The sequence below is a fragment of the Limosilactobacillus sp. genome (assembly GCF_040772465.1).
GTDB lineage: Bacteria > Bacillota > Bacilli > Lactobacillales > Lactobacillaceae > Limosilactobacillus.
This window is the reverse complement of record NZ_JAXGYB010000003.1, coordinates 23745-46475: the sequence shown is the minus strand read 5'-3', so window position 1 is coordinate 46475 and position 22731 is coordinate 23745. Positions and strand designations below refer to the sequence as shown.

General features: G+C 48.1%; 17 protein-coding genes. All 17 read left to right on the top strand.

The window, feature by feature from the left end:
• Positions 1 to 3 precede the first annotated feature (3 nt).
• The 17 genes from mreD to alaS all read left to right on the top strand — a co-directional run bounded on the left by mreD (position 4) and on the right by alaS (position 22615).
• Positions 4 to 537: a rod shape-determining protein MreD gene (gene mreD, locus AB3114_RS03890; protein WP_367341956.1), complete on the top strand. Its 534-nt coding sequence runs from the start codon at positions 4 to 6 to the stop codon at positions 535 to 537.
• A 105-nt stretch (positions 538 to 642) separates the two neighbouring features.
• Positions 643 to 1899 carry a M16 family metallopeptidase gene (locus AB3114_RS03885; protein WP_367341955.1) on the top strand — a complete coding sequence of 419 codons (1257 nt, stop codon included), beginning with the start codon at positions 643 to 645 and terminating at the stop codon, positions 1897 to 1899.
• Positions 1892 to 3184 carry a M16 family metallopeptidase gene (locus tag AB3114_RS03880; RefSeq protein ID WP_367341954.1) on the top strand — a complete coding sequence of 431 codons (1293 nt, stop codon included), beginning with the start codon at positions 1892 to 1894 and terminating at the stop codon, positions 3182 to 3184. Before AB3114_RS03885 ends, AB3114_RS03880 begins: the two co-directional genes overlap by 8 nt.
• A gap of 89 nt (positions 3185 to 3273) precedes the next feature.
• Positions 3274 to 4407 (top strand): helix-turn-helix domain-containing protein, encoded by a 1134-nt coding sequence (locus AB3114_RS03875; protein ID WP_367341953.1) that lies wholly within the window; start codon positions 3274 to 3276, stop codon positions 4405 to 4407.
• 20 nt (positions 4408 to 4427) lie between these two features.
• The gene (gene pgsA / locus AB3114_RS03870; RefSeq protein WP_367341952.1) at positions 4428 to 5015 is read left to right on the top strand and encodes a CDP-diacylglycerol--glycerol-3-phosphate 3-phosphatidyltransferase; all 588 of its coding nucleotides are present in this window, start codon (positions 4428 to 4430) and stop codon (positions 5013 to 5015) included.
• A gap of 129 nt (positions 5016 to 5144) precedes the next feature.
• The gene (locus AB3114_RS03865) at positions 5145 to 6389 is read left to right on the top strand and encodes a competence/damage-inducible protein A (protein ID WP_367341951.1); all 1245 of its coding nucleotides are present in this window, start codon (positions 5145 to 5147) and stop codon (positions 6387 to 6389) included.
• 80 nt (positions 6390 to 6469) lie between these two features.
• Positions 6470 to 7552 carry a recombinase RecA gene (recA, locus tag AB3114_RS03860; RefSeq protein ID WP_367341950.1) on the top strand — a complete coding sequence of 361 codons (1083 nt, stop codon included), beginning with the start codon at positions 6470 to 6472 and terminating at the stop codon, positions 7550 to 7552.
• A gap of 174 nt (positions 7553 to 7726) precedes the next feature.
• Positions 7727 to 9286, top strand: a complete 1560-nt coding sequence (gene rny / locus AB3114_RS03855) for a ribonuclease Y (protein ID WP_367341949.1) — start codon at positions 7727 to 7729, stop codon at positions 9284 to 9286.
• 101 nt (positions 9287 to 9387) lie between these two features.
• Positions 9388 to 12078, top strand: coding sequence for a DNA mismatch repair protein MutS (mutS, locus tag AB3114_RS03850; protein WP_367342111.1), 2691 nt, complete (start codon positions 9388 to 9390; stop codon positions 12076 to 12078).
• Positions 12079 to 12089: 11 nt separating this feature from the next.
• The gene (mutL, locus tag AB3114_RS03845; protein WP_367341948.1) at positions 12090 to 14156 is read left to right on the top strand and encodes a DNA mismatch repair endonuclease MutL; all 2067 of its coding nucleotides are present in this window, start codon (positions 12090 to 12092) and stop codon (positions 14154 to 14156) included.
• Positions 14157 to 14206: 50 nt separating this feature from the next.
• Entirely contained in the window at positions 14207 to 14806 is a 600-nt protein-coding gene (ruvA, locus tag AB3114_RS03840) for a Holliday junction branch migration protein RuvA (protein ID WP_367341947.1), read from the top strand.
• A gap of 18 nt (positions 14807 to 14824) precedes the next feature.
• The gene (gene ruvB, locus AB3114_RS03835; protein WP_367341946.1) at positions 14825 to 15844 is read left to right on the top strand and encodes a Holliday junction branch migration DNA helicase RuvB; all 1020 of its coding nucleotides are present in this window, start codon (positions 14825 to 14827) and stop codon (positions 15842 to 15844) included.
• A 21-nt stretch (positions 15845 to 15865) separates the two neighbouring features.
• Positions 15866 to 16696 (top strand): tRNA-guanine transglycosylase, encoded by an 831-nt coding sequence (locus tag AB3114_RS03830; RefSeq protein WP_367341945.1) that lies wholly within the window; start codon positions 15866 to 15868, stop codon positions 16694 to 16696.
• 106 nt (positions 16697 to 16802) lie between these two features.
• Positions 16803 to 17207: a preprotein translocase subunit YajC gene (yajC, locus tag AB3114_RS03825; protein WP_367341944.1), complete on the top strand. Its 405-nt coding sequence runs from the start codon at positions 16803 to 16805 to the stop codon at positions 17205 to 17207.
• A gap of 145 nt (positions 17208 to 17352) precedes the next feature.
• Positions 17353 to 18309 carry a bifunctional oligoribonuclease/PAP phosphatase NrnA gene (locus AB3114_RS03820; RefSeq protein ID WP_367341943.1) on the top strand — a complete coding sequence of 319 codons (957 nt, stop codon included), beginning with the start codon at positions 17353 to 17355 and terminating at the stop codon, positions 18307 to 18309.
• Between the two features lie 2 nt (positions 18310 to 18311).
• Positions 18312 to 19697, top strand: coding sequence for a DEAD/DEAH box helicase (locus AB3114_RS03815; RefSeq protein ID WP_367341942.1), 1386 nt, complete (start codon positions 18312 to 18314; stop codon positions 19695 to 19697).
• Between the two features lie 263 nt (positions 19698 to 19960).
• Positions 19961 to 22615, top strand: a complete 2655-nt coding sequence (gene alaS / locus AB3114_RS03810; protein ID WP_367341941.1) for an alanine--tRNA ligase — start codon at positions 19961 to 19963, stop codon at positions 22613 to 22615.
• The last annotated feature ends 116 nt before the right edge of the window (positions 22616 to 22731 follow it).

Below are 22731 nucleotides of genomic sequence, written 5' to 3'. Positions count from 1 at the left end.
CTAATGTATCGTCTTTCACGATTAAGATATGTTTTTCCGATTGGGTTGCTAGTGGCCTTTTTTCTGGATGGGAGTCTCAGTAAGATCTGTGCTAGTCTGTTTTTCAGATATCCTTATGCCATGTCTAGCCAACTGGTAATGCTGTGGCTGGTGTTTACCTACTTCTTTAAAGAAGACATCGACGTACCCTTAATGGGAGCGGCCGTCATCGTCGGTATTTTGGCGGATTTATACTATGCGGGAATTCTAGGCTTATTTATGTTTTTGTATCCAGCAGTCATTATGATGACGAGAGCGCTTGGAAAACTTTTGGACCGTACTTTTTTGAGTACCATATTGGTTTTCTTTATTGATTTAACGGTCTTTGAACTACTAAATTATTTTGCTTATACGGCTATCGGAATCAGTCATGCTAACTTTGGTGACTTTTTGGTTTATAATTTAGCACCAACACTGGCTCTTAACCTGATTTACTTTGTGATACTTTACTGGCCAATCAGCCGTCTTTTCAATTGGTCGCTGAGTGGTCGACGTTAACGGCAACAATTAGAATTCGGCTCCCGGTATTGGCAAATACTGGGAGCTTAATTTTATACTTACAAAAAATTGCAATTCAATGATGGACATAAAGGGGGAATGGTAATGGATTATCAAATTCGTCAGGGTGTCAATCTTCACATTGTACCTACCGATCGTTTTCGACTGACGACGGTAGTGGTTAACTTTTCAACACCACAGAGCACTACTAATCCAACTGCCCGCCATTTACTGGCTAACGTGTTGGAAAGCAGCTGTCAAAAGTACCCAACCCAAACTTTGTTGGCTCGGCGTTTAGACGATCTCTATGGAACTTTCCTTAGCGCAAACGTTGCCAGGGTCGGTCAGATCCATAATTTTCGTTTACGTGCACAGATGATCAACGATCATCAGGCAGGGGAGGACTTGTTTGAGCAAGTGATGGCTTTGATGGCAGAACTGCTCTTTTCACCCCTTAAAGATCAGAATGGCTTTGACCCAGCTACGGTGAAGGTGCAGCGTGATAATCTCGCTGGCATTTTAAAATCGGCTGCTGATGATAAACAATTTTATGCTTATCAACAAGTAGAAAAGCAATATTATGATGCCGATAGTGTGATGTGGCACCCTAGTTACGGCGAACTTGACCAGTTAGCTAAAGTTAGTGCTGCAGATTTGGTCAAGACATACGAAGAAATGTTGGCTACTAACCAGGTCGATATTTTTGTTCTCGGTGACGTGGATAGCGATTTAGTCAAACAATGCCTTGCTAAGTGGCCACTGAAGGAGCGTCCTGCACTGACGACAATTGCTGACTACCATCAGCCATTTCATCACCGCCTGCGAGTGCTAGAGGAACACCAATCCCTTAGCCAAGCTAAATTAGATGCTGCCTTTGCCCTGCCAATTTATTATCGCGATCAAGGTTATTACGCAGCTTTAGTGATGAATGGTTTGCTGGGAGGGTCCCCTTATTCCAAACTCTTTTTGAACGTTCGCGAAAAAGCGGGACTGGCTTATTATGCTGATAGTCAAGTTCGGGCCTTTGGTGGTCATCTCGTTGTCGAAACGGGAATTCTGACGGAAAATTATCAACGCGTTCGTGAACTAATTGCCCAGCAAGTCGCTGATCTGCAGAGCGGTGACTTTACAGATGATCAGTTAAGTGAAGTTAAGGCAGGATTAATCAACGGCTACTTAACGGGATTAGATTCGCCACTCAACATCATCGAACACCGCCTGGTCAATGAAATGAGCCGTCACCGCGAACTGATCGATGTTCCGGCGGCCGTACAGGCGGTTAGCCGGCAAGAAGTTATTGATGTCGCTAACCTTTTGCGTTTGCAGGCAGTTTATTTCCTTGGTGGTGATCAGAATGAATAAGCATGTTGATAAACAATTGCGGATGAGCCGTTACACGAGTATTTTGGATAACGGCTTACGTGTCGAACTATTGCCGATGCCAGGCTATCACAAAACCTACGCTGTTATGAGTGCTGATGTTGGCTCAGTTGATACTGATTTTACTTTAAGCGATGGCAGCCAGGTCCATTTGCCGGCGGGGACGTCGCATTACCTTGAACATAAGTTGTTTGAGAAAAAAGATCACGATGCCTTTGATCTCTTTGGTAAGCTGGGTGCAGATTCCAACGCTTTTACTGACTTTACGCGAACAGCCTACCTCTTTTCCACAACCAGTAAGTTGCACCAATGTCTTGATGTTTTGCTGGATTTTGTTCAAGATCCTTACTTTACCCCGGCTTTGGTCAATAAGGAGCGCGGAATCATCGCTTCCGAAATTCGGATGTACCAGGACCAGCCTAGTGAACGCCTGTATATGGGGATGATGGGCAATCTTTATCCTAATGACCCGATGCACAATGATATTGCCGGGACGGTACGATCGATCCAGCAGATTACGGCCGATGATTTGTACCAACTTTACGATGCCTTTTATCAGCCAGCTAATATGAGCCTGCTGGTGGTTGGTAAATTGGACCCTGAACAGACAATGGAATGGATCAGCGATAACCAATCACGCAAAGAATTTCGTCCTGGATATCAACGACCGTCATCACTGAAGATTGCTGACCCGAGCGGTCATGACGTGATTGCTAGTGGCCAGGTCAAGATGCCGGTGCATCGGTCTTCAGTGATGGTTGGTTTGCGTGGCGTACAGCAATTTGAGAATGGGCGAGAGCGTCTTAAATACCGCTTGAGTGCTGAATTATTGTTAGCACTGCTTTTCGACGAAAATTCTGATAACTTTCTCAAGCTCTATAACCAAGGAATTATTGACGATACTTTTGGTTACCAATTCGAAATGCAGCGTGGTTTCCATTTTGCTTGTTTTTCAACGTCGACGGATAAAGATGACCAATTCATTGATAGTGTGCGGCAGATCCTGGACCAAGCAGATAAGGAATTAATCAGCTCGCGTCAGCAATTTAACATGATCAAACGGGCCTGGTTGGGTCGGCTGATCGGTTTGCTAGATTCTCCAGAAACTGTTGCCGAACGTTTTGCTGGCAAGCTTTATGATAATGCTTTGCTGACTGATGAAATTGCTTGTTTAAAAGGAATTAGCATCGATGACCTCTCATCTGTGATTAATCAGCTTATTAAACCAGGACATCTAACTACATACAAAGTCTTACGTCAGAATTAAGTACTTTCTTATCATTTCCTTAAAAGGCTTTATGCTATACTAATTGAGGTTAGCAATGAAAATTGATTAAAAAACGAGGAATCAATAATATGAGTGAAAACGAACAACCAAGTTCCAACGCTAAGCAAACTAACGTTGGGCAAAAACTGCGGGCTGCCCGTGAAGCTAAGGGCTACACGCTTGATGATTTACAGCAGATTACGAAAATTCAAAAGCGTTACCTGATCGCGATTGAAGATGATAAGTTCGATCAGCTGCCAGGCGACTTTTACGTCCGTGCTTTTGTCAAGCAGTACGCTAACACTGTCGGCTTAGATGGTGACGATTTACTGAAACAGTATGATGACGAATTGCCACAAACCAAGACTCATGAGTATTCAGAACACATTAGCCAAGCGGTTGAAACGCGAACCAGTCATCACAAAGCTGCTGAACAGATGGAAGCAGCACGTCGCAAATACTTGCCGACGATCATCATCGCCGTTATCGTTGTCTTGATTCTCGGTGTGATCTGGATTATGGCAATCGTGCGTCACCAAGAAAATTCTACGAAGATCGATCGTAGTTCTGTTTCCGTCTCTGGTGAATCAAGCAAGAAGGAAAAGCAGTCGTCTTCATCTAGCAAGAAGACCGTGAAGAAGACTACCAGTGCTGTCAAACTGACCGAGGCATCGCGCAACAGCACTAGTGTGACCTACAATGCTAAGTCACTGAAGAAGAGCACGCAGTTGGTATTGACGACAACCGGCCAATCAGCCAATTCCGTTGCCGTTGACAACACGACGCGTCTTAACAAGACGATGAACGCCAACGGTAAGGAAACGGTTGTGCTGGCTAAGAATGCTAATACGGTTGTCATTCGGATCGGCACGACGGCTAACACTAAGCTGAAGCTGGGTGGCAAGACGATCGACTTTACTTCTAACAACCGTTATCCACAGACGCGGACGGTTACGATCCACTTTGGTAACACGAGTTCATCATCGAGTTCAAGCAGCACCAGTTCTAGTGCTCGCCGGACGACTACCAACAGCGGTAGTACGACTACCAGCGCAACTACCAATAGCAATAGTGGCCAACGGACTACTACCAATACTGGCACTACCAATACGAGGACGACGACAACGACTAATAGTAACCAGTCGTCCACCACGAACACACAAAACCGGCAGCAGACAACGACAAACAACGGGGGCAATTCAACTGCTGCAAGCAACCGTTAATTTGAGGGGAGAAAAGAAAGTTGAATTTACCTAATAAGCTAACTGTTATGCGTTTGATCATCATTCCGTTTTTCTTGATTTTGATGATCTTACCGATGAGTACCTGGGGAAGCGTTTCATTTGGTGGTGCTACAATTCCGGTCACTGAACTGGGTGCAACAATTCTGTTCATTATCGCTACCATCACGGACAACCTTGATGGACGGATTGCACGGAAGAACCACCTGATCACCAACTTTGGGAAATTTGCCGATCCGCTAGCCGACAAGATCCTTGTGATGACGGCCTTTGTTGTTCTAACTGGGATTGGATCAGTTCCTTCCTGGATTACAGCTATCATCCTTTGGCGTGAACTGGCGGTCACTGGCCTGCGTTTGCTCTTGGTCGAACAAGATGGCATTGTGTTGGCGGCAAAAATGCCAGGCAAGATTAAGACGACAACTCAATTTATCGCCATTATCTTCTTGCTCTTACACAACGTCTTCTTTGCTTTAATCCACTTACCATTTGGTCAAATCATGTTATATATCTGCCTATTCTTCACTATTTACTCTGGGATTGATTACTTCTACCAGGGACGTGATGTCTTTAAGGATGGGTTTAAATAAAGTGACAGGTGATAATTCAGGACTCCCAGTACTAGCTGGGAGTCTTTCTTTCTTGCCAAACTTTTTAGATAAAAATTGCGGTAAAATATGAACGAGTAAGCGTACATATATTGTAGGGAGTGATGAAGTGTGAATGCTGAAATTGTAACAATTGGAACCGAGATTGCACTTGGCCAGATTACCAACACGAATGCCCAGTTTTTAGCTGACCAGCTGAGTCGAGCCGGCGTTGAAGTTCGCTGGCAGACGACGACTGATGATGAACCATCGCGGATTGTTCAAGCGACCCGCCACGCTTTAAGTCGAAGCGACTTGGTTTGCGTTTGCGGTGGTCTGGGGCCAACGGCAGACGATACGACCATGGCCGCAGTTGCCGATGCTTTGGGCACTAGCTTAGCTTTAAACGATGAACACTGGCAGGCCATTAAACAGTCACTCAAACCACGAATTGAAGATGTTCCAGCGGAAAATGTTCGTCAAGCAATGTACTTGAAAGGCGGCCAGTGGTTACCAAATCCTGTTGGGATGGCTCTAGGAGCCTTGTATGAGCACAACAATCAAGTGGTTGCTGTTTTGCCAGGGCCACCACGCGAATTTAAGGCGATGGTCACCCAAGAACTGATGCCACGTCTTAATAAACAGTATGGGACGGAGAAGGCGATCTTTAGCCGCACCCTCCATTTCTTTGGCCGACCAGAATCATTATTAATGGATGACCTGAAGCCGGTAATGGAAAAGTGGCCACAAGTCGTGATCACTTCCTATGTTCAGCCGCTAGAAATCCAGGTACGATTGACGATCCATGGTGTTAATGAAATGACCGCTAAGCAGCAGCTGGATGGTGCTCAAGCCGATATTGCTAAGATTGAAACGGGCGCATTCTTTGGTGCTGGCGAAGGCATTACCCTGGCCGGTGCGGTGGTCGAAATGTTAAAAAAGCGTTCTCTGCACATTACAGCAGCGGAAAGTTTGACGGCGGGGATGTTCCAGAGCACTATTTGCACTGTTCCCGGTGCTTCAAATATTTTTGACGGGGGCTTCGTCACTTATGCGGCCGAACAGAAGGAGAAGATGATTGGAGTGCCGTCTGCAACGGTCGATGAGCATGGGGTTGTTAGTTCAGCAACAGCTGCCGCGATGGCCGAAGGATGTCGTGACACGGTAGGAGCCGACATTGGTGTCGGTTTGACCGGGGTTGCTGGCCCCGATGCGTTGGAAGGTCAGCCGGCTGGGACAGTTTGGCTCGGTCTGGCTGTCAAAGGACAAGAGACCCAAACCAAATTACTGCACTTGTTAGCTCACAACGGTCGGCAAAGTGTTCGTGAACAAGCAGTGCAAAGCGCTTTGATGATGGTTTACCAAAGCTTGAAATAATAAGCGAACATTTGTTTGACAAAACGCTAGTTAACAGATATCATAATTGACAGAGATTAAAAACGTTAGGAGGAAGACAATTGGCTGATCAACGAAAAGCGGCCCTGGATGCTGCCTTACGTAAAATCGAAAAGAATTTTGGTAAAGGCTCCATCATGCGCATGGGGGATTCCGCTGATACGCAAATTGCCAGTGTTTCTAGTGGTTCACTGGCCATTGACGAAGCACTAGGAGTTGGTGGATACCCGCGTGGCCGAATTGTTGAAATCTATGGTCCAGAAAGTTCTGGTAAAACGACGGTGGCCTTGCACGCGGTAGCAGAAGTACAGCGCCAAGGTGGGACGGCCGCTTATATCGACGCTGAAAACGCCCTGGATCCACAGTATGCTCAAGCATTAGGTGTGAACGTCAACGACTTGTTGCTTTCTCAGCCAGATACTGGTGAAGAAGGTCTGGAAATTGCCGATGCTTTGATTGCCAGTGGTGCGGTTGATATCGTGGTCATTGACTCCGTGGCTGCCTTAGTTCCCCAGGCTGAAATTGAAGGGGAAATGGGGGATACCCACGTTGGTTTGCAGGCACGTTTGATGTCGCAGGCTTTACGGAAACTATCTGGTGAAATCAATAAGACCAAGACGATTGCTATTTTTATCAACCAAATCCGTGAAAAGGTTGGGGTCATGTTTGGCAACCCTGAAACTACGCCTGGTGGTCGGGCCCTGAAGTTTTACTCTACTATCCGGATGGAGGTTCGGCGTGGTGAGCAGCTGAAGGAAGGCACGAATGTCATTGGTAACCGTGCTAAAATTAAGATCGTCAAAAACAAGGTTGCTCCGCCATTTAAACGGGCTGAAGTTGACATCATGTATGGCAAGGGTATTTCTAAGACCGGTGAATTGCTAGACATGGCTGTCGACAAAGACTTAGTTAAGAAGTCCGGTGCTTGGTACTCATACGGTAAGGAACGAATTGGCCAAGGCCGTGAAAACGCCAAAAAGTGGTTTGACCAACATCCTGAAAGCTTCAACGAGTTGATGAATAAGGTACGGGTTGCTTATGGAATGAAGCCTGATCCGACCATTCAGTCATCTGATGACAAGAATAAGGATAAATCTACTGATCCTAAGCAAGAAACGCTCGAAGAAGCCAGCAAAAATAAATAGTTATCAGTAAGCGTGACTTCCTCAACATTAGAGAAGTCACGCTTATTTAGCTTAAATTGGAATTATTGACACCATGAGACTGTAATATTAAAATTAAAAAGTGTGGCTTTTTGCCTGCACATACTAGTAATTATTGACTAATATAAAAAGATATATTATATCGGAGGTGTCAAAATGACTTCTTTCGGCATTTTAGTTGCCGTCATCTTGCTGATTGTCGGATTAGTGGTCGGCTACTTTGTCGCATCCACTTTAATCAATCAGCGTTTAGCGGCAGCTCAAAATAGCGCCGAGGGAATCATTGCCAGTGCGAAGAAGGAAGCGGAAACCACTAAGCGCGAAGCGCGTGTGGAAGCCAAGGACAAGGCGCACCGCTACCGAGAAAAAGTGGAAAAAGAGTTGGAAAGCAGACAAAATGAAGTCCAAAAACAAGAAGAACGTCTGCTCCAGCGTGAAACCGCTCTTGATCGCAAGGATAATTCCCTGGAAAATCGTGAAAACGCAGCTACGGAACGTGAACATAAGCTTGATCAACGCGACGACCGTTTGCGTAAGGACCGTCAACACGTCAAAGAATTGGTTGCTCAGCGGCAGAGTGACCTGGAGAAGGTTGCTCAACTCAGCCAAGATCAAGCCAAAGAAATGGTGATCAACCAAGTCAAGAACCAATTGGCTCAAGAACGGGCTGTGATGATTCGTGATAGCGAACAGGAAGCTGAATTGTCAGCCGACCGGAAAGCTAAATCTTTGATCGTTTCTGCTATCCAACGTTCGGCTGCTGACGTTGTTTCCGAAGCTACGGTCTCGGTTGTTAACTTACCAAATGATGAGATGAAGGGACGGATTATTGGCCGTGAAGGTCGTAACATCCGGACTCTTGAGACCCTGACGGGCATCGATTTGATTATCGACGATACGCCCCAGGCCGTTGTCCTTAGTGGCTTTGATCCCGTTCGGCGGGAAATTGCCAAGATGGCATTGGAAAAGCTTATTCAGGATGGCCGAATTCACCCGGCACGGATTGAAGAAGCCGTTGAAAAAGCCCGGAAAGACATGGATGCTAAACTGCGTGAAGTCGGTGAACAAACAATTTTTGACCTCGGTCTCCATTCGATGGCGCCAGACTTGATTAAGACAGTTGGTCGCATGAAGTACCGGACTAGTTATGGTCAAAATGTCCTTCAACACTCAATTGAAGTCGCTAAATTAGCTGGAATTATGGCTGCTGAATTAGGCGAAGATGTCAACTTAGCTAAACGGGCCGGTCTTTTGCATGATATTGGAAAGGCCATTGATCACGAAGTGGATGGTTCTCACGTTGAACTGGGTGTTGAATTAACGCGAAAGTTTAAGGAAAACCCTGTTGTGATTAACACCATTGCTTCCCACCACGGTGACGAGCCGGCTAAGTCGGTGATCGCCGTACTCGTTCAGGCAGCTGATGCTATTTCAGGTGCACGTCCAGGTGCCCGGAGTGAATCACTTGAGCAATACATCCAACGCTTGAAGAAGCTGGAAGAAATTGCTAACCGTCACCACGGCGTAGACCACAGTTACGCTATTCAGGCTGGTCGTGAAGTTCGGGTGATTGTCAAACCGAAGAAGGTTTCCGACTTGCAAGCCGTAACCTTGTCACATGACTTGAAGAATGAAATTGAAAAGGAACTCGAATATCCTGGTCATATTAAAGTGACGGTGATCCGTGAAGTACGGGCCGTTGATTACGCTAAATAGGATCTCGGGATTAACAGAGGCTGGCGAAAAACGGAGTTTTTTCCCAGCCTCGTTTTGTTCAACTAATAAAGTGAGGTACAAACGTGGCAAAATTAACTCCAATGATGCAGCAATACCAGCATGTTAAGGATCAGTACCCGGATGCTTTTCTCTTTTACCGGATTGGCGACTTCTATGAATTGTTCAATGATGATGCCATCAAGGGCTCACAATTACTTGAATTGACCCTCACTCACCGTTCTAAGGCTACCCAAAATCCGGTGCCGATGTGTGGGGTTCCTCATCACGCGGTCGAATCTTATATCGATACTTTAATTGACAAGGGTTATAAGGTCGCAATCTGCGAACAGATGGAAGATCCACGCAAGGCAAAGGGAATGGTCAAGCGGGCAGTAACCCGCCTCGTGACCCCAGGTACCCAAATGGATCTAACGGGGGACGCGGCCCGCAGCAATAACTACTTAGCCGCACTAGTCCAACGCAAAGACGAGTTTGATCTGGCTTATACTGACCTGTCGACCGGTGAACTCAAGACGACCACTGTCAAGGGCCAGGACGCGGTCATGAATGAATTGATCAACCTGGAGTGTCGTGAGCTGGTGGCTTCTGATTCATTGTCAGACCAGATGCGGACAGTTCTGACAAAACGCAACGTCTTGCTGTCCCACCAGGCACAGATTAACAAATCCAGTGAAATCTCTTATTTGATTCAAGACCTGTCTGACCAACACCAACAGGAGGTGGTCGCACTGCTCGTTTCCTACCTGTTGACCACTCAAAAGCGTTCACTGGCCCATATGCAAAGGGCTGTTTCGTACCAGGTCAGTTCTTACATGAAGCTCGACCATTATTCCAAGACTAATCTGGAACTGACGACTAACATGCGGAGCGGCAAACGCCGGGGAACATTGGCATGGTTGCTGGACGAAACTAAGACGGCGATGGGCAGCCGGCTTCTCAAACAGTGGTTGGATCGTCCACTGATTAACGAAAGTCAGATTAACGAACGCCTGGATAAAGTTGGCGTCTTACTGGACCACTATTTCGAGCGCAACAACATTCAAGACGAATTGACCAAGGTCTATGACTTGGAGCGCTTAGCTGGTCGGGTGGCATACGGCAACGTCAACGGACGTGACCTCATCCAGCTGAAGACTTCGCTAGAACAGGTACCCAAAATCAAATACGTCCTCGAAACCTTGGATTCCCCAGTACTAGCTGATTTAAACGATCGCTTGGATCCCCTGGAAGACCTGACAAACTTAATCGACCAGGCAATCACCGATGAACCGCCGGTATCCGTGACGGAAGGCGGGATCATCAAAGCGGGTTACAGCGAGCAGCTTGATAAGTACCGCGACGCCATGAACAACGGAAAACAGTGGATCGCTTCTTTACAAGAAAAGGAACGAAAGGCCACCGGCATCAATAACCTGAAGATTGGCTATAATCACGTCTTTGGCTACTACATCGAGGTGACAAAGGCCAATTTAAATAAGATTCCCGAAGATCGTTACGAACGTAAGCAGACGCTGGTGAATGCCGAGCGTTTCGCGACACCAGAGTTAAAAGAAAAGGAATCATTGATTTTAGGTGCTGAAGAAAAGTCGGTGGGGCTGGAATATGATCTGTTCGTCAAGGTCCGCGACCAGATCAAGCAGGCTATCAAACGACTGCAAAAACTGGCGCGGGCATTGTCAGAATTGGATGTTCTGCAGAGCTTTGCGGTGGTCAGTGAGAACTATCATTTTGTCCGGCCAACTTTTTCGAAGAATCATGATTTGAAAATTAAGGACGGACGCCACCCCGTTGTTGAAAAGTTCATGGGTCATCAAGAATACGTCCCTAATGACGTGAAGATGGATCCGCAGACGGACATTTTGCTGATCACGGGGCCGAACATGTCCGGGAAGAGCACCTACATGCGCCAGTTAGCTTTGACGGCTGTGATGGCGCAGATGGGATGTTTTGTCCCAGCAAAAAAGGCTCAGTTGCCGATTTTTGACCAGGTCTTCACCCGGATTGGAGCGGCTGATGATTTGATTTCTGGTGAAAGTACCTTCATGGTGGAAATGATGGAAGCTAACCATGCTCTCCAGCACGCGACGGCTAACAGCCTGATCCTCTTCGATGAGATCGGTCGGGGGACGGCTACCTATGATGGGATGGCATTGGCCCAGGCAATCATCGAATACGTTCATAATCGGGTCCACGCGAAGACCCTCTTTTCGACTCACTATCACGAGTTGACTTCACTGGATCAAACATTGCCCCGGTTAAAGAATATCCACGTTGGGGCGACGGAAGAAAACGGCGAGCTTGTCTTCCTACACAAGATTGAAGCAGGTCCGGCTGACAAGTCTTACGGGATTCACGTTGCTAAGCTAGCGGGAATGCCGAATTCACTATTGAAACGGGCAACCGTCATCCTCCAAAGTTTGGAAAAGCGGGGCCAGGAGGATGCTGATCTAGTGGCAGTTAGCGGCCAGGATAAGCAGGGTAGTCTGTCGGTCAAGCGCGCTGCGGATTCGGATAAGACCGCTTCTTCTTCTGAAGTTTCGGAACCGACTACTCTTTCGTCAACTGCAGCAGAGCAAAATGCCCAACCAGCTAAGTCCCAATTAGTGCAGGATCCGAATGGTCAGCTGGAGTTATTCCAGCCTGCACCGGCGAAGAAGACCAATTCCAAAGAAAAGAAAATTATTCAGCAGTTGCACAAACTAGACTTGATGTCCATGACGCCGATGGACGTGATGAACCAGATCTACAAGTGGCAACAAGAGCTAAAGTGAGGAGAATTTAAATGGGCAAAATTCATCAACTGAATGCTGTGCTAGCGGACCAGATCGCTGCCGGTGAAGTGATCGAACGTCCCGCTTCCATTGTCAAAGAGCTTGTTGAAAATTCACTGGATGCAGGGAGTACCCGCATCGACGTTTTGGCAGAGGATGCGGGGATGACCAGCATTCGCGTTATCGATAACGGCAGTGGGATTGCCCATGAAGATGTGCCATTGGCTTTTAAACGGCACGCTACCAGTAAGATCGCGAGTGAACGCGATCTGTTTAACGTTCAAACGATGGGCTTTCGGGGTGAAGCACTGCCCAGTATCGCTTCGGTGGCTGATGTGCAGATGACAACGGCCATCGATGGTGCAGCGGGAACGGCTTACCACATTAAGGGTGGCCAGGAGCTCAGCGAACAGGCAGCTAGTGCCCGTCAAGGCACCGATATTTTGGTGCGTCAGTTGTTTTACAACACGCCGGCGCGCCTCAAATACATCAAGTCACCCCATACTGAACTGAGCCGGATGGTCGACATTATCAATAGACTGGCCCTGGCTAATCCCAAAGTTGCCATCAGTTTCAGCCATAACCAACGGGAGCTGTTTCGCTCTGCCGGCAACGGGAATCTTCAGCAGGTGATTGCGGCAATCTACGGTGTCAAAGCTGGTCGCCAGATGCTAGCCGTTCAGGGTCAGGATCCGGATTTTGTTGTCAGCGGCTTCACTTCTTTACCGGCCTTGAACCGCGCTTCGCGAGCTTACATCACCTTAACGATCAACCACCGCTACGTGCGTAATTACGCGCTGACGCGAGCCGTGATCGAAGGCTATAAGTCAAAGTTGATGGTCGGTCGCTATCCCATCGCCGTGCTCAACATCCAGCTCAATCCTTTGCTGGTCGACGTCAACGTTCATCCGGCAAAGCGGGAAGTGCGTCTGAGTAAAGAGGATCAACTGACCAAACTCATCAGCAACTTAGTGGCCCAGTCGATTGACCAAGCCAATTTAATACCTGATATCGGGGACCGTGCTATCCAGATTCATGAGCACCAACGGGTGGATGAAGAACCACTGGATATTAAGCCGGGTCATTCGGCAGCGGTGAAGTACCCGACCGGGGTGACGCCACCGGTTGAATCGACGCAGACACCGACTGATCAACAAAAGCAGTTTCATCACACGACTCAGACAGTCAGCGGTGACCACGACAGCGCCAACCCAGCTGCCGCAGATGCCGGAGACAGTTTCGTCAAAGAACCGGTCGTCATTCACTCCAAAGATGAACTGCGAAGCCCGCAAATGGCGGAGTTTGATCGCCATTATCAACAAGGTGAGGCGGCAACGCCCTTTGCTGATGAAAGCGAAAAGATTGCTGAGCCGGATCAGTCTTCGCAAAAGCCGGTCAAGGCTGAACAGCAAGAACTGGCAATTGATGATCGCGGTGACGTCAAGGAAGATCAATTCCCACAGTTGCAATATATTGGTCAATTGCAGGGCACTTTCTTGTTGGCCCAGGCTTCGGATGGGCTTTATATTGTTGACCAACACGCTGCCCAGGAACGGATCAATTTTGAAAAGTTCCGCCGTGAGTTGGGCCAAGTTAGTCCCGACCAGCAGCAATTTTTGACACCATTGGTTCTCACCTATTCGACCTCTGATGCGTTGAAAATCAGTGACCACCTGGCAGTTTTGCAGGGGGTCGGCCTGAACTTGGAGCAATTTGGGCAGAATAGTTTTATGCTGGCTTCACACCCGACCTGGTTTATCGATGGTCAGGAAGAAGATACTGCGCGGGAAATGATTGACTGGGTCTTAAAAGACGGCAAATTGACGGTGGGCCAGTTTAGGTTAAAAGCCGCCGCGATGATGAGTTGCAAGCGAGCAATCAAAGCTAACCACCACCTGGACCGGCAACAAGCCCAGGCCCTTCTGGTGAACTTGAGCCACTGTGAAAATCCTTATAACTGTCCACACGGGCGGCCAGTCACCATTCACTTTACGGATACTGATCTAGAAAAGATGTTCAAACGGATTCAGGATCACCATGAGCCTTACGCAGACGACTTCGATGACCATGAAATTTAAGTAAAGCGGTCATGTTACAATGTTGAAGAAAAAGAAGGGCGGAAGATACTTTGTATGAATATTTAACGGGCCTGGTGACGGTAGTCCAGCCCAATTACATCGTGGTGGATGTCAATGGCGTGGGCTACCGCCTGCTGTGTGCCAACCCTTACCGCTACCACGTTGACCAAACAAAGCGGGTGCGGGTGTATGTCTACCAAGCCGTGCGCGATGATGATATTTCACTCTATGGTTTCGCCGACAGTGACGAAAAAGAGCTGTTTATTCAATTGCTCGGTGTTTCCGGGATTGGTCCCAAGAGTGCCTTAGCCATCCTTGCTAACCCTGACCATCAAGGACTGATCGACGCGATTGCCGATGACGATGTATCTTACCTGACTAAGTTTCCAGGCATCGGCAAGAAGACGGCGGGACAGATCGTTCTGGATTTGCGGGATAGCATCCAAAAAAAGCCGACGGGTCCGCTACTGTCGCTCAATTCGCAGCCGACTAAGACGGACAATCCAGCTCTCGATGACGCTCTGGCAGCGTTGAAGGCTCTGGGTTACAAGGAACGCGAAGTAAAGAAGTTAGCCAAGCAATTGATGAAAACCGATGCCAAAACCACCGATGATTACTTGCGGGCTGGTTTAAAGCTGATTAGTCAATAGAAGTGAGGAGGGAGTTCAATGGCGGATGATGATCAACGGGCATTGCTTTCTGGGCAAGCAGCAAACAACCAGGAAGAAGAAGCCGAACTTCAGCTACGCCCCCAAACTTTAGGAGAATACATTGGTCAATCCAAGATCAAGCACGAGTTGCAAATTTACATCAAAGCAGCTCGTGAACGTGAAGAAGCCTTAGACCACGTTTTACTGTATGGACCGCCTGGTCTAGGGAAGACGACGTTGGCGATGGTGATTGCCCACGAAATGCATGTCGGCATTAAGACGACCAGTGGACCAGCCATTGAAAAAGCGGGTGATCTAGTAGCGCTCTTGAACGAATTACAGGCTGGTGACGTTCTTTTTATCGATGAAATTCATCGTCTGCCAAAGCCGGTGGAAGAAATGCTCTATTCGGCGATGGAAGACTTTTACATCGATATCGTTGTCGGTGAAGGCCCGACGGCACACCCAGTGCATTTCCCATTGCCGCCATTTACCTTGATCGGGGCCACTACACGGGCGGGGATGCTGTCGGCACCACTGCGTGATCGCTTCGGCATCGTGGCCCACATGAACTACTACCGGACTGATGAATTGGAAAAGATCATTTTCCGTTCGGCCAAGATCTTCGATACTTCGATTAGCCAAGAAGGGGCCCATGAATTAGCACGACGTTCGCGGGGAACACCACGGATTGCTAACCGTTTGCTGAAGCGGGTTCGTGACTTTGCCCAGGTAGCGGGCAAGAAGCAAATTGACGAGGACAGTGTCTCCCAGGCGCTGCAACTCTTGCAAGTCGATGACCAGGGGCTCGATGAAGTTGACCGCAAACTTCTGCAGACAATGATTGACTATTACAACGGTGGTCCGGTTGGCCTCAAGACAATCGCCGCTAACATCGGTGAAGAAACCAATACGATCGAAGAAATGTACGAACCATACCTGCTGCAGATTGGTTATCTAAGCCGCACGCCGCGGGGACGGAAAGTGACCCCTGCCGGTTATGCGCACTTAGGAATCGATTTTCCCGAGAATCACTAATGGAGAAAGTGCAAGATCAAGATGACTAATAACTTTTTTACAATTCAAGAACGGTCCAAACACAGGGCCGGCCGGCGCGGCACCTTAGTCACTGCTCATGGCACTTACCAAACGCCGATCATCGTGCCAGCAGTTGATGATCATTCTCAAGCGTCGACGTCAATGATCTGGGCAAATGGCCTGACCACTAAAGCCCACTATCACGAACACCAACTGAAACATGATGGTGGCCTTCACGGGATCTTCCATTGGTCCGGTGGCTTAATTTCGACCGCGGGGGGCTGGGAAGCACTGAACAACAGCCAGTCTTTTCAACTGGATCAAAAGGGAATCCATGTTGATGTCCAGGGTAAGCAGGTTTTCCTGTCTCCTGAAGCAAGCGCCAAGGAAGCAGCGGTGGCTGGTGTTGACATTGCGGTAGCCTTGAGCGATTGCCCGCCTTACTATTCTTCTTATGACCACATCAAAAAACACGTCGAGCAAAATAATCGTTGGATGAAGCGAGCTGCGCAAAGCCATGAGCGTCAGCAGTTGAAAATGTTTGGCGTGATCGAAGGAGCAGGACTTAAAGAAATGCGTCAGGCTAGCGTGGATTTTGTAACGAGTTTAGGTTTTGACGGCTACGAAATTGGTGGCTTGACCAAGGATGTCCCATCTGATGAACTAATGCGCCTCGTTAAAGAAACCGCACCGCTATTGCCTGACGACCAACCACGCATGCTCAGCCGGGTCTCTGATCCAGCTGTTCTGCAGGCCGCTGTAAATAGCGGAGTTGATATTATTTTGGCTAGTCCCGAGGCAAATTTAGCCCAGCTCAATAAAACATTACAAAAATTAAACGATAATTTCTGAGCTGATCTGTTGATGATTGGTGCAGAGCAATGTATTTTCTTGTATAATGTTGGGTGTTAATATTTTTTCGATGTGAAAGGATGAATAAGAATTGAATAGTTCTTCAATGTCAAGTATTATCTTGATCGTGCTGATGGTGGCCTTCATGTACTTCTTCATGATTCGTCCACAGCAAAAGCAACGTAAGCAGCACCAATCAATGATGAGCCAGTTAAAGAAGGGTGACCACGTGGTAACGATCGGTCGTCTTCATGGTGACATCTACGAAATTGACAAACAAAACAACACGGTCACTTTGGACTGTGAAGGTATCTACTTGAAGTTTGACCTGGGTGCGATCATGCGGGTTGTTCCAGCCGAACAGGCAGCTGCTAAGGCTGCAAAGCCCGAAGCTACCAGTTCTGCTGCTAGCTCAGCTGATAGTTCTGCAGCTTCTTCCGCAGACAGCAGTGCTGCTTCGAGTGCTGATGACAGTGCAGCTGACCAGTCGGCCGCTAGTGAAGAAAAGTAATTAGCAATTCAATTTCATAAGACTCTCTGCGCTTTACTAAGCTAAAACGCCGGGAGTCTTTTTGCTTTTGCTGAGCCCTAGTAATCTCGCTAGTTTTTAAAAAATGTTATACTAAATTGTTATTAAAAGATCAGGAGGATTTCTCATGGCCGTTTTAGAAGACATTATGAAAGCTATTCAAAAGTACAATCGGATCATCATTCACCGCCACCAGCGGCCCGATCCAGACGCTATTGGGTCACAAGTTGGTCTCGCCGAGATTCTACGGGCTTCTTTTCCTTACAAGGAGATTTTTGTAGTCGGCAAGGATATCCCCGGCTTTGATTGGATCGGCCAGATGGATGAGATTGATTCTGGTCTGTACGAAAACGCCTTGGTCATTGTTACCGACACGGCCAACAGTCCGCGGATCGATGACCGGCGCTTCAATGAGGGCGAGATGTTGGTTAAGATCGACCACCACCCGAACGATGAGCCGTTCGGGGATGTCATCTGGGTCAATGACCAGGCAGCCAGTTGCTCAGAAATGATTTACGGCTTCTACCAACATTTCGCTGATAAGTTAAAGCTGCCTAAGTCAGCGGCCAACGCCCTGTACGCCGGCATTGTCGGTGACACCGGTCGTTTCCTTTACCCAGCGACGACTCCCAAGACAATGTTAGTGTCAGGAGCCTTGATGGCTGCAGGCGCCCAGGCAAGTGCGATCAGTCGGCGTGAAGACGAAATCACCATGCCGCTGGCTAAACTGTCGGCCTACGTTTACGAAAACCTGAAGTTAACGAAGCACAATGCGGCTTACGTTGTATTGACCGACGAGATTTTGAAAAAGTTTGGCTTGAGTGAAGCTGAGACGTCTGCCGTCGTGCCTTTACCTGGCAAGATTCATGAAGTCAGTGCCTGGGTTATCTTCGTTCAGCAAGCGGACGGTCACTTTCGTGTGCGCCTGCGTTCCAAGGGGCCTGCCATCAATGGCTTGGCTAAAAATCACCGTGGTGGTGGTCACCCGATGGCCAGTGGTGCGAAGGCTAAGGATGACGATGAGATGAAAGACATCATCGCCCAGCTAGATGTATTGTGCCAACAATGGCAAGAAAAGGAATAGATATGACAGCAAGTTTTCAAGATTTTCATTTCCAACCATTCATTAATAAGGCAATTAAGGATCTCGGTTTTCACCAACCGACGCCCGTTCAAGAAAAAGTGATCCCGGTTATTGAAGACGGCCAGAGTGTTGTCGGTCAGTCTGCTACTGGCAGTGGGAAGACGCACGCTTTTCTTCTGCCGATCTTTGACCAGCTCCAACCAGACGTTCACGAGGTCCAGGCGGTCATCACGACGCCGAGCCGTGAACTGGCTTACCAAATTTATTCGGCAGCTAAGCAGATCAACCAGTTTGCCCCCACACCCTTTATCGTCCATAACTACGTGGGCGGTACCGACCGGGAACGCCAAGAGCGTCAACTTGCTCGTCAGCAGCCCCAACTGGTGATCGGGACGCCGGGACGGGTTAATGACATGTCCGAACACGGTGGTCTTGACATCCACACGGCCCACCGCTTCGTCGTTGATGAAGCCGATATGACTTTTGACATGGGATTTCTGACGACCGTTGACCAGATTGCTAGTCGTTTTCCCGACGACTTGCAGATGATGGTCTTCTCGGCCACGATCCCGGTTAAGTTGCGGCCATTTTTGAAGAAGTATATGGAAAACCCCGTGGTCGAAGAAATTCCGGTAACGACGGTGATTAATCCTAACGTCGACAACTGGTTGATGTCGACCAAGGGACGCGACAAGAACCAGTTGATTTACCGTTTGCTGACAATGGGTGAACCCTACCTGGCACTGGTTTTTGCTAACACTCGTGAGCGCGCAACGGAACTGGCAAAATACCTAAATGACCAAGGACTGAAAGTTGCCCTTGTTCATGGTGGTCTCGAACCGCGGCGGCGCAAACGGGTAATGCGTGAAATTAAAAAGTTGGAATACCAATACATCGTTGCCACTGACTTGGCGGCACGTGGTATCGACATCGAAGGGGTTTCGTTGGTCATTAATGATGACATTCCAACTGACCTGGAGTACTTTGTTCACCGTGTCGGACGGACTGGTCGGGCTAACTTGAAAGGGACAGCTATCACCCTGTATGCTCCGGCGGAAGATGATCTGATTAACCAATTGGAAGATCGGGGAATTCACTTCCAGCCAAAGACCATTAAGAATGGTCGGATTGTTGATACGCACGACCGTAACCGGCGGCAAAAGCGGCTTAAGAAACATGAAGAATTGGACCCATCGATGATTGGCTTTGTCAAAAAGACCAAAAAGAAGGTCAAGCCTGGTTATAAGAAACGGATTAGAAAGGCCATTGCCGATGACCGGGCTTACAAGTGGCGCAAAGCCAAGCAGCATGAGGAACGTCATGCTCGCCGTCAACGGCAGCGTCGTCATCGCGCCGAACGGGCAGCCCAAAGGAAAAATCAGGATTGATTTTCACGAGGAGGACGTTTATAATTTTCCATGTTTGGGATATGTTCTTAGCAGGGAACTTTCAGAAACGTTTTGGTGATGCAAAAAACGACGAACTGCTAAGGGTGCTCCCCAGATGATCAACGAGAATTAAGTCTATTTCAGACATTTAAAGAGGTTTACGATTAGTCATCGTTTGCAAGACGAGTGGTACCGCGTCCAGGGCGTCTCGTCATCGCAACGGTGGCTTTTTGTTTGTTCTTGTAGAGAAAGGATGGAATTTGATGAAGGAATTAAAACACCTCAACAGTGCCCAAGTACGGAGTATGTTCTTGGAATTCTTCAAGGAACATGGTCACAAGATCATGCCTAGTCAATCACTTGTTCCGGTTGACGACCCAACACTGTTATGGATTAACTCCGGTGTTGCCACGATGAAGAAGTATTTTGATGGCAAAGTGGTTCCGGAAAATCCGCGGATGACCAGCTCGCAAAAGAGTATTAGGACTAACGATATCGAAAATGTTGGTAAAACTGCCCGTCACCACACCATGTTTGAAATGTTGGGGAACTTCTCCGTTGGGGATTACTTCAAGAAGGAAGTTATTCCGTGGGCATGGGAACTGCTGACCGGTGATAAGTGGTTTGGCTTCGACCCATCAAAGATCTACATCACTTATTATCCAAAGGATACGGACGCTTATGACTTATGGCGCAAGGTCGGGGTGGCTAAAGACCACCTGGTACCTGACAAAGATAACTTCTGGGACATTGGTCAAGGTCCTTCTGGTCCTGATACCGAAATGTACTACGACCGTGGTCAAGAAATGAATGATATTCCGGAAGACGACCCCGAAAATTATCCTGGCGGCGAAAACCAACGTTACCTGGAAATCTGGAACATCGTCTTCAGTCAATTCAACCACACGCCGGAAGACACCTACGAACCACTGCCACATAAAAACATTGATACCGGGATGGGCCTGGAACGGGTTGTTTCAATTTTTGAAAACGCACCGACTAACTTTGAAACCGACCTCTTCTTACCGCTGATTCACCAGACGGAAGGCTTCAGCACCAAGAAGTACGCCTCTAATAAGGATGATGATGTTCAGTTTAAGATCATCGCCGACCATATCCGGACGATCACCTTCGCCATTGGTGACGGCGCACTGCCTTCAAACATGGGGCGTGGCTACGTCATTCGGCGTCTTCTGCGGCGGGCTGTTGTTGCCGGTAAGAAGCTGGGCATCGATGAACCATTCCTCTACAAGATGGTGCCAACCGTTGGCAAGATCATGCAGGATTACTACCCAGACGTCCTGGAAAACGCTGACTACATCCAAAAAGTTGTTAAGTCGGAAGAAGATCGTTTCAGCTCAACGTTGAACGGTGGGTTGAACTTGCTGAACTCCGTCATCGACGAAGCTAAGAAGAATAACACCAAGCAAATCGACGGTCAGACAGCCTTCAAGCTGTACGATACCTACGGCTTCCCGGTTGAATTGACGCGCGAATACGCTAATGATGAAGGTCTGACGGTTGATGAAGAAGGCTTCAGCGCTGCCATGACCGAACAACAAAACCGTGCCCGGAAAGCCCGTGACATGGACAACGGGATGGGTGTCCAGGAAGACGTTTGGACCGAATTTACGGAACCAAGCAAGTACGTCGGCTACACGGACTTAACTGTTGATGATGCCAAGGTCATCGGGCTGGTTCAAGACGGCAAGCACGTTGAACAGGCTCAGCCAAAAGATAAGACTGACGTTGAAGTGATCTTCGACAAGACGCCATTCTATGCCGAAATGGGTGGCCAGGTTGCCGATACTGGTGACATTATCGATAATTACGGTAAAGAAGTTGGTCGTGTCGTCGACGTCCAACACGCACCTCACCAGCAAAACCTGCACCGCATTCAACTGAAGACGCCGATCAAGTTGGGTGCTCGTTACAAGCTGGTCGTTGATCGTGAACGCCACCTGAAGATCGAAAAGAACCACACCGCAACCCACTTGCTTGACCAAGCATTGCGCAACGTCTTGGGTGGTCATACCCAACAGGCTGGCTCATTGGTTGAAGAACACTACCTGCGTTTTGACTTTAACCACTTTGGGCAGGTTACTGCAAAAGACCTGCAGGCTGTTGAAAAGATGGTCAATGAACAGATTTGGAAAGAAATCCCGGTTCAAACTGTGGAAACCGACATCGATTCTGCTAAGGAAATGGGTGCTATCGCCCTCTTCTCTGACAAATACGGCAAACGAGTCCGCGTTGTCAAGATCGGTGACTACAACACTGAATTCTGTGGTGGCGACCACGTTAAGAACACTAATGAACTAGGTCTCTTCAAGATCGTTTCCGAAGGCGGTGTCGGCGCTGGTATTCGGCGGATCGAAGCCGTAACGGCTAGTGATGCCTTCAAGTTCATGCAGGATCGTGTGGATTTACTTAACCAGGTTGCCGGAGATCTGAAGGTTGCGCAACTGAAGGATGTTCCTCACCAGGTCAGCGAATTGCAAGATCAGTTGAAGAGTGCCAACAAGCAGGTGGCAGCTCTCCAATCCAAGATCGCTGCTCAACAGGCTAGCGACGTCTTCGGTGACGTGCAGAATTGCAAGCAGGGTAGTTTAATCGCTGCCCAGGTCAAAGTAGCTGGGATGGGTCAGTTGCGTGAACTGGCCGACCAGTGGCGGAGCAAGGCACTGTCTGACGTCTTAGTTTTAGCTACTGCTAATGGTTCCAAGGCCAATATGTTAGTTGCTGTTAGTGATTCTGCCGTTAAGAATGGCTTGAAGGCTGGCGACATCATCAAGCAAATTGCTCCAGCAATTAATGGTGGCGGTGGTGGCCGTCCAACCATGGCTCAGGCCGGTGGTAAGAAGGCAGCAGGTATTCCGACTGCCTTAAAGCAAGCTGCTGAATTATTAAACAAATAAGTATTAACAATAAAAAAGCTGACAATTGACATCTTCTGTAGGGGAGAGGTTGATTGTCAGCTTTCTCTTTGATTGTGCTTTTGACTTTGGTATAGTACAATCGATAGGTGAGAATA